Annotated in this window: 15 protein-coding genes; 12 read left to right on the forward strand and 3 right to left on the reverse strand. The window is 47.2% G+C overall.

The window, feature by feature from the left end; all coding sequences use genetic code 11:
• Window positions 1–73: 73 nt before the first annotated feature.
• From XMA127_RS03055 to XMA127_RS03110, 12 genes are all read left to right on the forward strand, one after another.
• On the forward strand, window positions 74–1,003 hold the full coding sequence (locus tag XMA127_RS03055; protein WP_173498905.1) for a hypothetical protein: 930 nt from the start codon (window positions 74–76) through the stop codon (window positions 1,001–1,003).
• 87 nt (window positions 1,004–1,090) lie between these two features.
• Window positions 1,091–1,642 (forward strand): RNA 2',3'-cyclic phosphodiesterase, encoded by a 552-nt coding sequence (gene thpR, locus XMA127_RS03060; protein WP_173498906.1) that lies wholly within the window; start codon window positions 1,091–1,093, stop codon window positions 1,640–1,642.
• A 26-nt stretch (window positions 1,643–1,668) separates the two neighbouring features.
• Window positions 1,669–3,021, forward strand: a complete 1,353-nt coding sequence (yegQ, locus tag XMA127_RS03065) for a tRNA 5-hydroxyuridine modification protein YegQ (protein WP_173483372.1) — start codon at window positions 1,669–1,671, stop codon at window positions 3,019–3,021.
• A gap of 155 nt (window positions 3,022–3,176) precedes the next feature.
• The gene (locus XMA127_RS03070; protein ID WP_173480551.1) at window positions 3,177–4,685 is read left to right on the forward strand and encodes a fumarate hydratase; all 1,509 of its coding nucleotides are present in this window, start codon (window positions 3,177–3,179) and stop codon (window positions 4,683–4,685) included.
• Window positions 4,686–4,809: 124 nt separating this feature from the next.
• Complete coding sequence (locus XMA127_RS03075) at window positions 4,810–5,592, forward strand: ABC transporter ATP-binding protein (protein WP_173480552.1); 783 nt, start codon at window positions 4,810–4,812, stop codon at window positions 5,590–5,592.
• A 27-nt stretch (window positions 5,593–5,619) separates the two neighbouring features.
• A complete protein-coding gene (locus XMA127_RS03080) occupies window positions 5,620–6,357 on the forward strand; it encodes an ABC transporter substrate-binding protein (RefSeq protein ID WP_173484641.1) in 738 nt (245 codons plus the stop codon).
• 20 nt (window positions 6,358–6,377) lie between these two features.
• Window positions 6,378–7,097 (forward strand): ABC transporter permease, encoded by a 720-nt coding sequence (locus XMA127_RS03085; RefSeq protein WP_254442789.1) that lies wholly within the window; start codon window positions 6,378–6,380, stop codon window positions 7,095–7,097.
• Window positions 7,094–7,786 (forward strand): ABC transporter permease, encoded by a 693-nt coding sequence (locus XMA127_RS03090; RefSeq protein WP_173480553.1) that lies wholly within the window; start codon window positions 7,094–7,096, stop codon window positions 7,784–7,786. The genes XMA127_RS03085 and XMA127_RS03090 overlap by 4 nt, the downstream gene beginning before the upstream one ends.
• 78 nt (window positions 7,787–7,864) lie before the next feature.
• Complete coding sequence (locus XMA127_RS03095) at window positions 7,865–10,060, forward strand: YgiQ family radical SAM protein (protein WP_173480554.1); 2,196 nt, start codon at window positions 7,865–7,867, stop codon at window positions 10,058–10,060.
• Window positions 10,061–10,438: 378 nt separating this feature from the next.
• Window positions 10,439–10,651, forward strand: a complete 213-nt coding sequence (locus XMA127_RS03100; protein WP_173480555.1) for a cold-shock protein — start codon at window positions 10,439–10,441, stop codon at window positions 10,649–10,651.
• 109 nt (window positions 10,652–10,760) lie between these two features.
• Complete coding sequence (locus XMA127_RS03105; RefSeq protein ID WP_173480556.1) at window positions 10,761–11,312, forward strand: elongation factor P hydroxylase; 552 nt, start codon at window positions 10,761–10,763, stop codon at window positions 11,310–11,312.
• Window positions 11,300–11,809 carry a hypothetical protein gene (locus tag XMA127_RS03110; RefSeq protein WP_173480557.1) on the forward strand — a complete coding sequence of 170 codons (510 nt, stop codon included), beginning with the start codon at window positions 11,300–11,302 and terminating at the stop codon, window positions 11,807–11,809. The genes XMA127_RS03105 and XMA127_RS03110 overlap by 13 nt, the downstream gene beginning before the upstream one ends.
• Before the next feature lie 4 nt (window positions 11,810–11,813).
• Here XMA127_RS03110 and XMA127_RS03115 read toward each other — a convergent pair whose 3' ends face one another.
• From XMA127_RS03115 to XMA127_RS03125, 3 genes are read right to left on the reverse strand one after another with little or no spacing between them, the layout of a single operon-like run.
• Complete coding sequence (locus XMA127_RS03115; protein ID WP_173495223.1) at window positions 11,814–12,266, reverse strand: copper chaperone PCu(A)C; 453 nt, start codon at window positions 12,264–12,266, stop codon at window positions 11,814–11,816.
• Between the two features lie 9 nt (window positions 12,267–12,275).
• The gene (locus tag XMA127_RS03120; RefSeq protein WP_173480559.1) at window positions 12,276–12,860 is read right to left on the reverse strand and encodes an SCO family protein; all 585 of its coding nucleotides are present in this window, start codon (window positions 12,858–12,860) and stop codon (window positions 12,276–12,278) included.
• Window positions 12,857–13,294 carry a hypothetical protein gene (locus XMA127_RS03125; RefSeq protein WP_173484643.1) on the reverse strand — a complete coding sequence of 146 codons (438 nt, stop codon included), beginning with the start codon at window positions 13,292–13,294 and terminating at the stop codon, window positions 12,857–12,859. Before XMA127_RS03125 ends, XMA127_RS03120 begins: the two co-directional genes overlap by 4 nt.
• Window positions 13,295–13,448: the final 154 nt, after the last annotated feature.

Genomic DNA, 13,448 nt, shown 5'->3' on the forward strand with positions numbered 1-13,448 from the left:
TGCTGGGCACTCTTTTTTGGGGGGGATAAAACTGGTACTGTATCCCTTTCTAATTGAGTAAGAAGCCTCTTCAATGTCTGAACGTCGCGAACCAGGATTCAATTTAGATCAACTGGCCGAGCCAGTGCCCACTCTTGAACCTGAAAAGCAAAAACCTCAAGTGCCTAACAACCCCACTAATGCCGCTGTTAAGTCCTCCCCTAAAAGTAGTGCCTTAGCAACGGGTGTCGCTGTTATTGCGCTGTTAGTGGCTGTAGCTATTGCTGTATGGAACTACCAACTGACTCAAAAGATGGATCAACAATCCGTTCTTTTGGAACAGATGAACTTATGGCTTGAGAGTACCGATGCAACGCTGACGAAGACAACGACTTCAGCGTCACAATCAGGTGAAACCCTCTCTTCTCGATTAGAGCAGCTTAATGGTCGTGTTGAAGATCGTATTAAACATTTTGACTCTGAGATCGCTAAGCTTTGGACCGTTTCGTATCAGCGCAATAAGCCTCAGCTAGAGAAGCAGGGCAAGACGATTGAAGCGCAAGCTAAACTGATTAAATCTCAGGCTGAATCGATTAAAAGCATTCAGTCAGGTGTGGATCAAGTTCAAGCACAAGCTAAAAAGAGCGAAGGGTCTGTTAATAAACTGTCCAAATCAGTTTCAGGATTTGATAGCAGTTTGCAAAAACGTGACCAGCAGCTATCCAAACTTAATGACCTAGTAGCCAGTAAAGATAAGCAGATCGCTCAATTGAGTGAACGGGTAGCTCAACTCAACAGTGATCTCGAGTTTCAGCTCTCTATTGAGCGGGACGAGAGAGCAAGGCTTTCAGAGCAGCTTGAACAAGTTAAGGCAGGTTCCAATTCCAGTGATCTTGATGGCCGTTTAGCGACCATTGAAGATCGCCTCCGCTCCATTGATTCAAGCCGCCAGTCGGTCAATGCAGAACTACTGAACATCAAACAACAGCTCAATACGCTGCTGCTTGAGGGAGCTATTCGTTAGTTGAATTATTCGCAACTGATCAATACTTGTCCAAATCCTTGCCAATGGGCACAATACGCGCCACATGAAATGGGGCTGAGTTAAGACGTGAAGCTAAGATCCTTTTTTGCTTTACGCATTCCTGATAGAACGGCTCGAGAGCTAGCTAATCTTTCTGATGAGCTGTGTCAGTTTGATCTAGGGCTGGACGCAACCTGGTTTGATTCTTCTGGCTATCACCTGACGCTCTGCTTTTTGGGAGATGTCAGTCTGGAACAGATAGAACAGCTTGAGAAACGCGCTACTGAAATAGATTTTGGCAGTCGTTTTAACGTTCAGCTTGATCAGGTCAGTTACTATGCTGTCAACCCAAGACTCTCCCTGATCGCGGCGATGACCGCGCAGAATAGTCAGCTAACGAAGCTCCATGAGCAGTTAGTGGCGTTAGCCGAAGAGGTTGGCATTGCTCGTAAAGATCAGAACTTTATGCCTCATGTCACCTTGGCACGCTTGCCAGCGGACAATCGATTTGCTGTCGACAGAGAGTTACCACCTATCGATCATAGCCTGCCGGCTGACTCGATTGTGCTGCTTCAGAGCATTGAGGGTGATCATGGCAGTGTCTATAAGCCGCTTTTCGAAGTGCCACTTACACGCTAAACCGTTTAACCAATTTTGAGAACATGATGCGAAAACCCGAGCTTTTGTCCCCTGCAGGGACCTTGCGAAATATGAAGTATGCCTTTGCCTATGGTGCTGATGCGGTCTATGCCGGTCAACCGCGCTACAGCCTTCGCGTACGTAATAACGACTTTACTCTTCAGAACCTTGAAGAGGGGATCAATATTGCGCATCAACTGGGTAAAAAGTTCTTTGTCGCCAGTAACATTCTGCCGCATAACTCAAAGTTGGGTACCTACATGAAGGATATCGATCCTGTTGTAGCGATGAATCCTGATGCTATGATCATGTCCGATCCTGGCTTGATTATGATGGTCAAAGATAAGTATCCAGATCTTCCGATTCACCTCTCTGTTCAGTCGAATACGATGAACTGGGCTGCAGTGAAGTTCTGGGAGCGAGCGGGTATTGAGCGAATCATTCTGTCTCGTGAACTCTCGCTAGATGAAGTGGCTGAAATACGTCAACAGTGTCCGGATATTGAGCTTGAGGTCTTTGTTCATGGCTCACTCTGTATCGCCTACTCAGGTCGCTGTCTGCTATCGGGTTACATCAACCACCGAGATCCAAACCAGGGTACTTGCACAAATGCTTGTCGCTGGAAATACGATGCTCATGAAGCTCAGGAAGATGAGTCTGGTGATGTGGTTCCCGTTCAGAGCTTTGATCCAAGCGAAGAGAAGCAGCCTGCCCTAGGTGAAGGTAAGCCATCAGATCAGATCTACCTGCTCCAAGAGGAGACTCGCCCTGGCGAGTATATGCCGGCCTTTGAAGATGAGCACGGTACCTACATCATGAACTCAAAAGATCTGCGCGCCATTCAGCACGTGCATCGTTTAACGGAAATGGGAGTCGACTCTCTGAAAATTGAGGGACGCACTAAGTCGCACTACTACGTTGCCAGAACCGCGCAAGCTTACCGTCAAACCATTGACGATGCAGCGGCTGGTCGCCCATTCGACAAGGGCCTAATGGATGTCCTTGAGAATCTTGCGAACCGCGGATACACCGAAGGTTTCTACCGTCGTCATGTTCACGATGAATACCAGAACTATGAAACGGGTAACTCTGTGGGTGTGCATCAGCAATTTGTCGGTGAAGTGGTTGAGCGTGACGCGGACTCTGGCAAGCTTGTTATCGATGTGAAGAACAAATTTGAGGTGGGTGACACACTTGAGTTGATGACCCCTCAGGGTAATCGTCGCTTCAAGCTCGATGAGCTGTATGACAAGAAAGGTGCTCGAGTCCACGTTGCCCCAGGTTCTGGACACCGTGTAACGCTGCCACTCGACTTTGATACCGATATGGAATACGCGCTACTGATGCGTGATCTTCCAAACGCTCCAGAGAGGGCGTAAATGTTAGCCGGCTAGCAAGCCGGCTTTTTTGTCTCTACAGGTTCTGCTTAGCCGTTAGACAAAGTGTGGTCATCCCATCTCGATTGGATGATGTATAATCTGGCAGCACTGCAGGGGTGGAGCCCCGTGATCATCACTATAAATGGAGTTTTCCAATGAGCGTTATTCGTCAAGACGACCTTATTGATAGCGTTGCTGATGCGCTACAGTTCATCTCTTACTACCACCCAATCGACTTTATTGAAGGTGTGCACGAAGCCTACCTGAAAGAGGAGAACCCAGCCGCTAAAGATGCGATGGCGCAGATCCTAATCAACTCACGTATGTGTGCCGAAGGTAAGCGTCCTATCTGTCAGGACACCGGTATCGTTACCGTATTCCTTAAAGTGGGTATGAACGTTCAGTGGGATGCTTCAATGAGCGTCACCGATATGGTCAATGAAGGTGTTCGTCGTGCCTACATGCACCCAGATAATGTTCTACGCGCTTCGATTCTTGCAGACCCTGCTGGCAAACGTCAGAACACCAAAGACAATACTCCTGCTGTTATCCACTACGAAATTGTAGAGGGCGATGAGGTAGAAGTTCATGTGGCTGCTAAAGGTGGTGGTTCAGAGAATAAATCGAAGATGGTGATGTTGAACCCATCTGACAGCATCGTGGATTGGGTGGTTAAAACGGTACCGACTATGGGTGCTGGTTGGTGTCCACCAGGTATGTTGGGTATTGGTATTGGTGGTACTGCCGAGAAGGCAGCAGTCATGGCCAAAGAGTCTTTGATGGACCCAATTGATATTCATGAGCTACGTGAGCGTGGCCCGCAGAACCGTGTCGAAGAGCTTCGTTTAGAGATCATGGATGCGGTCAATGAGCTAGGTATTGGTGCACAGGGTCTTGGTGGTCTGACAACGATTCTAGACGTTAAGATCATGGACTACCCAACGCACGCGGCATCTTTGCCAATCTGTATGATCCCTAACTGTGCTGCGACTCGCCATACTCATTTTACTTTGAAAGGTGATGGGCCGGCCGTTCTCACACCGCCAAGCTTGGATCAGTGGCCAGAAGTGACCTTTGAAGTCGGTGCTAATACACGCCGCGTCAATCTAGATGAGATCACACCTGAGTCGGTTAAAGAGTGGAAGGTTGGTGAGACTATTTTGCTTAATGGTAAAATGTTGACCGGTCGTGATGCCGCCCATAAGCGCATGGTAGAGATGCTTAACAACGGTGAAGAGTTGCCAGTTGATCTGAAAGGGCGATTCATCTACTACGTGGGTCCTGTCGACCCTGTCCGTGATGAGGTTGTAGGCCCTGCTGGCCCAACAACGTCAACACGTATGGATAAGTTCACACGTCAGATTCTAGAGTCAACGGGCCTACTGGGCATGATTGGTAAATCAGAGCGTGGTCCAATCGCTATTGATGCGATCAAAGATAACCAAGCTGTTTACTTAATGGCTGTAGGTGGTGCAGCGTACCTTGTATCTAAAGCGATCACTGACTCAAAAGTGCTAGCCTTCCCAGAGATGGGCATGGAAGCGATCTATGAGTTTGAAGTCAAAGATATGCCGGTGACTGTGGCTGTAGATGTGAATGGTGAGTCTGTTCATACATCTGGTCCAGCTAAATGGCACGACATAATCGTTAAAGCGAAAGGCTAAACGAAAACTCACATTAAGGGCCGCGTTTATCGCGGCTTTTTTGTTTGTGGAATATAGAAGGCTTGCCGTGTGTCACTATTCTCGCTAAAGTCCCTTGATTACATGACTGTTTGGTTAAGTTTTAATGTCTCAAGATTCACAACCCGCTACTGCGCTTCGCATGATCGATATTCATAAATCCTACGGATCCCTGAACGTTATCAAAGGGGTCTCACTGGAGGCGAAAGATGGCGATGTGATCTCTATTCTCGGTTCGAGTGGCTCGGGTAAGAGTACGCTACTGCGCTGTATTAACCTGCTTGAAAATCCAAGCAAGGGTGAGATCTATCTTGGGGATGAGAAACTTGAGTTGGTGCCATCTAAGAGTGGCGAGTTGCAGGCTAAAAGTCGAAAGCAGCTTGAAAATATGCGTTCGCGTATCGGTTTTGTATTCCAGAACTTTAATCTCTGGCCGCACCGTACTGTGTTAGAGAATATTACAGAAGCTCCCATTCAAGTTTTAAAACAGTCTAAAGATGAGGCGGTGGGGCAGGCAAAACTGATCCTAGAGCAGGTCGGTCTCGTAGATAAGATCGATGCCTATCCTAGTCATCTTTCAGGTGGCCAGCAGCAGCGTATTGCGATAGCACGTGCTTTAGCGATGGATCCACAGCTGTTATTGTTCGATGAGCCAACTTCAGCGCTTGATCCTGAGTTGGTCAATGAAGTGCTGGCGGTCATGCGGGATCTGGCCTCACAGGGACGCACTATGCTGATAGTAACCCATGAAATGCGCTTCGCACGTGATGTTTCGAGCCAGGTTGTCTTTCTTCATGAAGGACATATCGAAGAGCAGGGAACACCAGAGAAACTATTCGAAAATCCTTCATCTGCAAGGGTGAAGGCCTTTATGTCGAGTCATCAATAGGACAGTAGATCCTAATAGGAGAAAATAATGAAATTAAAAAACCTCGTCGTTGGTCTTACTTTGAGTGCTGTTGCAGCCTCTTCAGCTTTCGCAGGCGATAAAATCCGTATCGCTACTGAAGGTGCATACGCGCCTTTCAATATGGTCGATGACAAAGGTCAGCTTCAGGGCTTTGACGTAGATATCGCTAATGCACTTTGTGCTGAAATGAAAGCAGACTGTACGCTAGTGGCACAGGATTGGGACGGTATTATCCCTGGTCTTATGAGCCGTAAGTACGATGCAATCATCGCATCAATGTCGATCACAGAAGAGCGTCTAAAAGTTGTCGACTTCACTAACCCATACTACTCAAACGTTCTCGCTTACGTGGGTCCTAAAGTTCAGTCTATGGGTGACATGAAGGGTAAAACGCTTGGTGCGCAGCGTGCGACTATCGCTGGCCAGTACCTTGAAGACAACATGTCAGGAAGCGCGAGCGTAAAACTGTACGATACTCAAGATAACGCATACTTAGACCTTGCTGCCGGCCGTCTTGATGGCATGCTGTCAGATAAGTTCCCAGCATACGACTGGCTACGAACTGATGACGGCAAAGGCTTTGAGTTCAAAGGCCAGGATATCGACATCGACGATAAGATCGGTATCGCAATTCGTAAAAACGATGCTCTAAAAGAGAAGTTCAACAAAGCACTTCAAGCGATTGTTGATAACGGTACTTACGCGAAAATCAACGCTAAGTACTTCCCATTCTCGATCTACTAATCGGGACAGGCTGTGCCTAAATGGCGCAGCCAATATCTTACTCTATGTTTGATCTTCACGGCTTCGGTCACCTTCTTTGGGAGGGTGCCTGGATAACTATTCAGCTTGCGCTCGCTAGCCTATTTTTTGGCCTTATTATTGGGCTTGCTGGTGCCTCTGCGAAACTATCCTCGATTGCGCCACTTCGCTGGTTAGCAACCGGATACACAACGCTGATTCGTGGAATACCGGAACTGCTTTTAGTGCTCACCATCTACTTTGGTGGCTCGATGCTGTTGATGGCTATCGCAGAGCGTTTTGGTTATACAGATTACATAGAGGTGAGTGCTTTTGCAGCGGGTGTCACGGCGCTCTCTATTGCATTTGGTGCCTACGCTACTGAAGTTTTTCGAGCGGCTATTCAAGCGCTCCCGAAGGGCCAGTGGGAGTCAGCCTATGCTTTGGGCTTGCCTCGCCTGACGACCTTCTATCGAATTATTCTGCCCCAGGTTTGGCGTCTTGCGCTGCCAGGTCTTGGCAACCTTTTCCAAGTACTTCTAAAAGATACCGCACTCGTCTCTGTTGTTGGTTTGAACGACATTATGCGACAGGCCTACGTTGCGACGGGGTCTACAAAAGAGCCGTTCACTTTCTACATGGCAGCCGCACTGATCTATCTTGGTCTCACGGCAATATCTACTTTGATAACTACTTATCTTGAGCGCGCATCAAATCCTGCTGAGAAGAGGGTTGCAGCATGAACTGGTCATGGGATGTGATCTGGGAATATTTTCCACGCCTCTTTGATGGCGTTTGGTTAACACTAGAATTGGTTCTCTATTCAGCCTTAACGGGGCTAGCGATTGCAGTGCCTCTTGCGCTGATGCGTGCCTCTAAAAATCGCTTAGTTTCTGCGCTTCCTTGGGCATACATCTATTTCTTCCGTGGCACGCCGTTATTGGTCCAAATATTTTTGATCTACTATGGCTCAGCTCAGTTTGATCTCATTCGAAATACATCCCTTTGGGAAATTTTCAGTGAACCCTTCTGGTGTGCACTGATAGCGTTAACGCTGAACACTGCAGCGTACAGTGCTGAGCTTGTTCGTGGTGCAATCCAGTCTATTCCAAAGGGGGAGATTGAAGCTGCAGAGGCTTTTGGTATGTCGAAACTGGTTCAGATACGACGTATCGTCCTGCCTCGTGCTTTCGGTATTGTGCTTCCTGCTTACGGGAATGAGTTAATTCTGATGTTGAAGGGTAGTGCGCTCGCCTCAACCATTACTCTGTTGGATCTTACGGGTATGGCGAGAACCATTATTGCTCGTACTTATACCCCGCTGGAGATCTTTTTTGCGGCAGGTATGTTGTATCTTGCTATCGCTGCGCTATTTATTTTGGCGTTCCGGTTTATTGAGCGCTGGCTAAATCGCTATCAATACCCGCGATAACTTTTATCGATTCTGAGCAGATCTTCTAACTGCTCTCACGTATAATTTCACCATACTCATTAGATCTCTGGATTGATCATGCAAGCCACTCCAACAATCACCTCGATTGCTCAGCGTAACGATGCTCCGCACGCACCGTTTTTGCCGCTGTCTAAAGCTGAGATGAAGAAGTTGGGTTGGGACCAGTGTGACATCATTATCGTGACCGGTGATGCCTATGTTGATCATCCATCGTTTGGTATGGCCATCATTGGCCGTCTGCTGGAGTCGCAGGGTTTCAAGGTAGGTATTATTGCTCAGCCAGATTGGCAGAGTGCTGAGGCCTTTAAAGTATTGGGTAAGCCTCGCTTATTCTTTGGTGTTGCGGCGGGTAACATGGATTCTATGATCAACCGTTATACGGCCGATCGTAAAATTCGTTCTGATGATGCCTATACGCCGGGTGGTAAAGCCGGTAGCCGACCTGATCGTGCCAGCATTGTCTACAGCCAGCGCTGTCGAGAAGCTTATAAAGAGGTTCCCATTGTATTGGGAGGTATCGAAGCGTCACTGCGTCGTATTGCTCATTATGACTACTGGCAAGACAAAGTTCGTCGCTCAATACTGCTCGACTCCAGGGCGGATATATTGCTCTACGGTAATGCTGAACGTGCCATTGTTGAAGTGGCTCAGCGAATGTCAGCCGGCGAATCGGTTGGCGACTTGACCGATGTCCGAGGCACCGCTTTTATTCGCACGGATACGCCCGAGGGCTGGATGGAGATAGACTCCACTCGTATCGATAGACCGGGCAAAATTGATCGAATGATCAACCCCTATGTTAACACCCGAGACCTTGAACAGTGTGCGTTGGAAAAGGGTTCCAAAGAGGAGCCTGAGGCTGATGAAGTTCAGGTTCTGCATATTGAACCTAAGGTGCACCTTGATCGCAGTAAAACAGTCATTCGCATTCCCCCATTTGAAAAAGTCTCTAAAGATCCTGTTCTCTACGCTCATGCGAGCAGAGTACTCCACTTAGAGACAAATCCCGGTAATGCTCGCGCGTTAGTCCAACAGCATGGTGATCAAGAGGTGTGGTTGAATCCACCTCCGATTCCATTGACCACTGAAGAGATGGATTTCGTTTTCGGGCTTAACTACGCACGTGTTCCACACCCGATCTATAAAGGGCAAGAGATCCCTGCCTACAAGATGATTCGGTTTTCGGTGAACATCATGCGCGGCTGTTTTGGCGGTTGTACTTTCTGCTCCATTACAGAACACGAAGGGCGCATTATTCAGAATCGCTCTCACGAATCGATTTTAAATGAGATTGAAGAGATCAGAGATAAAGTCCCAGGCTTTACAGGGGTTATCTCAGATTTAGGCGGGCCCACGGCCAATATGTATCGCATCGCCTGTAAGTCACCGGAGATCGAAAAGTCCTGTCGTAAGCTCTCTTGTGTCTACCCGGAGATATGCCACAACTTAAATACTGATCACTCCTCATTGACGGAGCTTTATCGCAAAGCACGCAAAACAAAAGGGGTGAAGAAGGTGATGATTGCGTCAGGTCTTCGCTACGATTTGGCTGTGGAAGACCCTGAATACGTGAAAGAGCTGGTGACCCATCATGTTGGTGGTTATCTAAAGATCGCGCCTGAACATACTGAACGAGGTCCGCTCGATCATATGATGAAGCCGGGCATTGGTACTTACGATGCGTTTAAGAAGATGTTTGAACGCTTCTCTAAAGAGGCAGGGAAGGATCAGTATCTGATTCCTTACTTCATCGCTGCGCACCCCGGTACCACTGACGAAGATATGATGAATCTCGCTGTCTGGTTAAAGCGCAATGACTTTAAAGCGGATCAGGTGCAGGCGTTTTACCCTTCACCGATGGCGACCGCTACCGCCATGTACCATACCGGTCGTAACCCTCTGAAACGTCAAAGCTACAAAAAGTCTTCAGAGCGGGTTGAGACGGTCAAAGGTGAAAAACAGCGTCGTTTACACAAAGCATTCCTACGCTACCACGACCCTGAAAATTGGCCGCTGTTACGTGAGGCTCTGAAGTCGATGGGACGTGCTGACTTGATAGGCGATGGCCCTAATCATTTGATTCCTTCAAACAATTCAGAGGGTGATCAATATAAGAGTCCGCGCCGTAAGAACGTTAATAAGCAAAGTAAGAGTGTTAAAAAAGGTAGATTATTGACTCAGCATACAGGCTTGCCACCTCGTGGTAAGGCTAAAAAAGGGTCATCTAGCGTTAAAAAGCGGCAAAAAGCGTAACATTGATAAAAAATAGTTGTATTCGGCACTCACTGGATTAAACTTAACTCAGTTGTTTACGTTGTGGCGTTTGAAACGTCCAGAGAAACAAGTTGCACTAGAGCTTAACCCTAGGGTTGGCTGGAACACCGAAAGTAAAACTTCGCATCTGATCTTCTGCTCCTTTTCCACTCTGAACTAAGCACTAATTTTGTTAGTTTTGAGTGTTGTGTCATCGTTTTGTCACTTCATCCTGCTAATAAATAACTGGGTTACAAGATAGGCTTGTAATTTAGTTCGCGGCACAGGTCGCACTCAGGCCAAGTCATTGACTTGGTAGATAACTCCCCTCGGGGATGCACTAAAGTTCCTAAATGGGACAGGATTAAGAGGCAAGAAATGTCAGAGCAGCTAACTGGTACAGTTAAATGGTTTAACGACGAGAAAGGTTTTGGTTTCATTCAGCAGGAGAACGGTCCAGACGTATTCGTTCACTTCCGTGCTATCAACGGTACTGGTCGTCGTACACTAGCTGAAAACCAGCAGGTAACTTTCGAGGTTACTCAGGGCCAGAAAGGTCCTCAAGCTGACAACGTAACTGTTGTAGCATAAGAGTAAGATTCTTAGAAAAAAGCGCCATATGGCGCTTTTTTTGTGCCTGTCAGATTAATTACAGACTTTAACCCGACTATAATCTAACGGTCTTTTTCTGGAGCCTTATATGGATCTCGATCCTCAAGTCGATCAACTGATTGAGTGTTTTAATACTCTCTTTTTGGAATCCCTTAATACCGAACTGGTTCGCGGTGATGGGGAGCCTATCTACTTGCCTGCCGATTCCGATTATCCTCATCATCGAATTATCTTTGCACATGGCTTCTTTGCAAGCGCATTGCACGAGATTGCTCACTGGTGTGTGGCGGGTCCAAAAAGACGACTGCTTGAAGATTTCGGTTACTGGTACAAGCCAGATGGCCGTACAGAAGAAGAGCAAGCCGAGTTTGAGCGAGTGGAGGTATCCCCTCAAGCTTATGAGTGGATTCTAACGGTATCGGCGGGTCGAAAATTTCATTTCAGTGCCGATAACCTCTCTCAAGGGTTAGGAGCTTCAGATAGCTTTAAAGAGGCTGTTCTTAACAGGGTGCATCAACTACTCGACAATGGAATGAACCCACGCTTGAAAGCGCTCAGCGAAGCTCTGAGAACACTCTATGCTGTGGAGCCTCTGAGTGTCGATCAGTTCCAATTAGAGAGTTATTCGTGCGCCAGTTAAGTATCACTGCAACCGATTGGCTTTTACAGGCCAAAGGCGATGACTGGTCTCTCTTTGCTAGCGTTACTAATCGCTTTAACTATCTAAGATTGACGCTGCCGACAAAAGAGTATCTTTACGCTGAAGGTGAGCAGGAACTGGGTCAATCAGATCGAGGTGTGTGGGTGCTCGGTGTATTTGATCATGTCGAGCAGTTACAGTACTTTCTTGCGTTGCATAACGACAACCCATTAAAAGTGCCGGCGCTGAAAATTGAGCAGAGTTGGCCAGTGGTGGCATACCAAGAGCAATCTCTAATGGATTATCCACACTACTCAGGGGTCTATCGTGTCGGTTTCAAATCCTATCGGGTGACTCAAGAGATAGACGGATATCGGGTGGAGTATATTGACGGTTATAAAGCGGCACTGCTGGGAGTGTTGGAGTCAGAGGTTGATGCCTGTCTAGCACTCTACAGCCACTTCGACAGTCGTACCCGTGGCTGTAAGATGTGCTGATCGATCAATGCTGCATATCCTGCTTCATCTCTTTTTTCATACCAGGCTTTTGAATCATTTTGACGGGCACTTCTAATGCTTGGCTAGCTCCATCACTGAAATTTAATTTCAGATCGATTGTCTGATCGATGGAGAGTGGCTCCTTTAGTCCGATAAACATCACATGTAGGCCGCCTGGTTTCAAATGAGTGGTGCTGTTTGCTGGCAGATCAATGGCAGGAATTTTTCGCATACGCATCACTTCACCATCTTTGATATGAGTATGCAGCTCGACCACTTTAGAGATAGAGGACTCAGCTGAAACCACTTGAAGATCGGCACCACTGTTTTTGATATCCATGAATGCGCCGGTCATTTTCTGGCCCGGTGGAACAGCACGCACACGCGCATCTGAAATCTCGACCTCGGCCTGGGCAAGGGTGCTTGTTAAAAGTGACGCGATTAACAGTTTTTTCATCTTAGTTTCCTACTGCAAGATGGAACGGATTTTCTCAACAAGTTGGTTGGGATTGTTGTGTGAGACGCTTCCTAGAAACTCACCTTGTTGATCGATTAGATAGATTTTAGAAGAGTGGTCGACGGTGTAGCCCATCGCTGAATCAGGCTGCTCGACCATTCGATAGTAAGCCCCGTACAGTTTAATCGCGCTGTCGATCTGCTGACGGCTGCCGGTCATACCAAGAATGAGAGGCGAGAAAAACTGAGAGTAGACCTGTAGCTGTTCCAGTGAATCCCGATCAGGGTCGACGCTGTAAAAAATGGGTTGAATTTGGTTTAGTTGCTCATCATCGAGTTCATTGAAAGCAAACTTCATACTGGTTAAAGAGGTGGGGCATATATCGGGGCAAGAGGTGTAGCCAAAATAGAGCAGTACCAACTTGCCTCTGAAGTCACTCAGTGACAGATCGCCATCAATACTTTTACCCTGAAACTCACCACCCAGCTGAATCGGTTGGTAACTGTTATTGGGCTTTAGGTAAACCAAGCTAACAATGACGGCTGCCAATATCAGCATCACAATAACGAGTAGATTTTTATTGCGAGTCTTCATCGTGCGTCAAACCTCAATTCAACAATCTCTTGTTTCGAATCCGTTTCAAAAATCACCTTTGCTAGCCAGGTCATCGTTCCAGTGGTACAGACGGCTAACTGAGTCTTACCCTGCCATAGGTGTTCACTCTTTTGCATTTCAAACTGGTTAACACCCATGTACATATCGGCACCTTGCAGATCGACCCAAACTCGATTGACTTCAGGTAGATCAGTTTCAGCCGTCAGTGTCATACTGTTTAAAGACCGGGCTGGCATCGGACCCAGTGTAAAGCGGTACCGAATATCATCGTTAACGACTTCGCATCTGCCGCTGTTGATATCACAATGTGACACCGGTTTTGGTCCCAAAAAGAGTTGCGAAGCCCAGATTAACAGTACTACGGAACTGAGCAGAAACAGACTGATAACGATTCGCTTAGGTGGATTAGTCACTTAAATTCCTAACTCTATTGTGCGTATGTTTTCATGCTCGAGTCTAACAGTGAACCAACTTTACGTTTATTTACACGGCTTTTTACACAGCCTCAGTGGTATCAGTTCAGATCGCACTTTTATCGATAGACCGTATAATACAGCTCTTCAAAAG

This window comes from Marinobacterium sp. xm-a-127 (assembly GCF_013283425.1).
Classification (GTDB): Bacteria; Pseudomonadota; Gammaproteobacteria; order Pseudomonadales; family Balneatricaceae; genus Marinobacterium_E.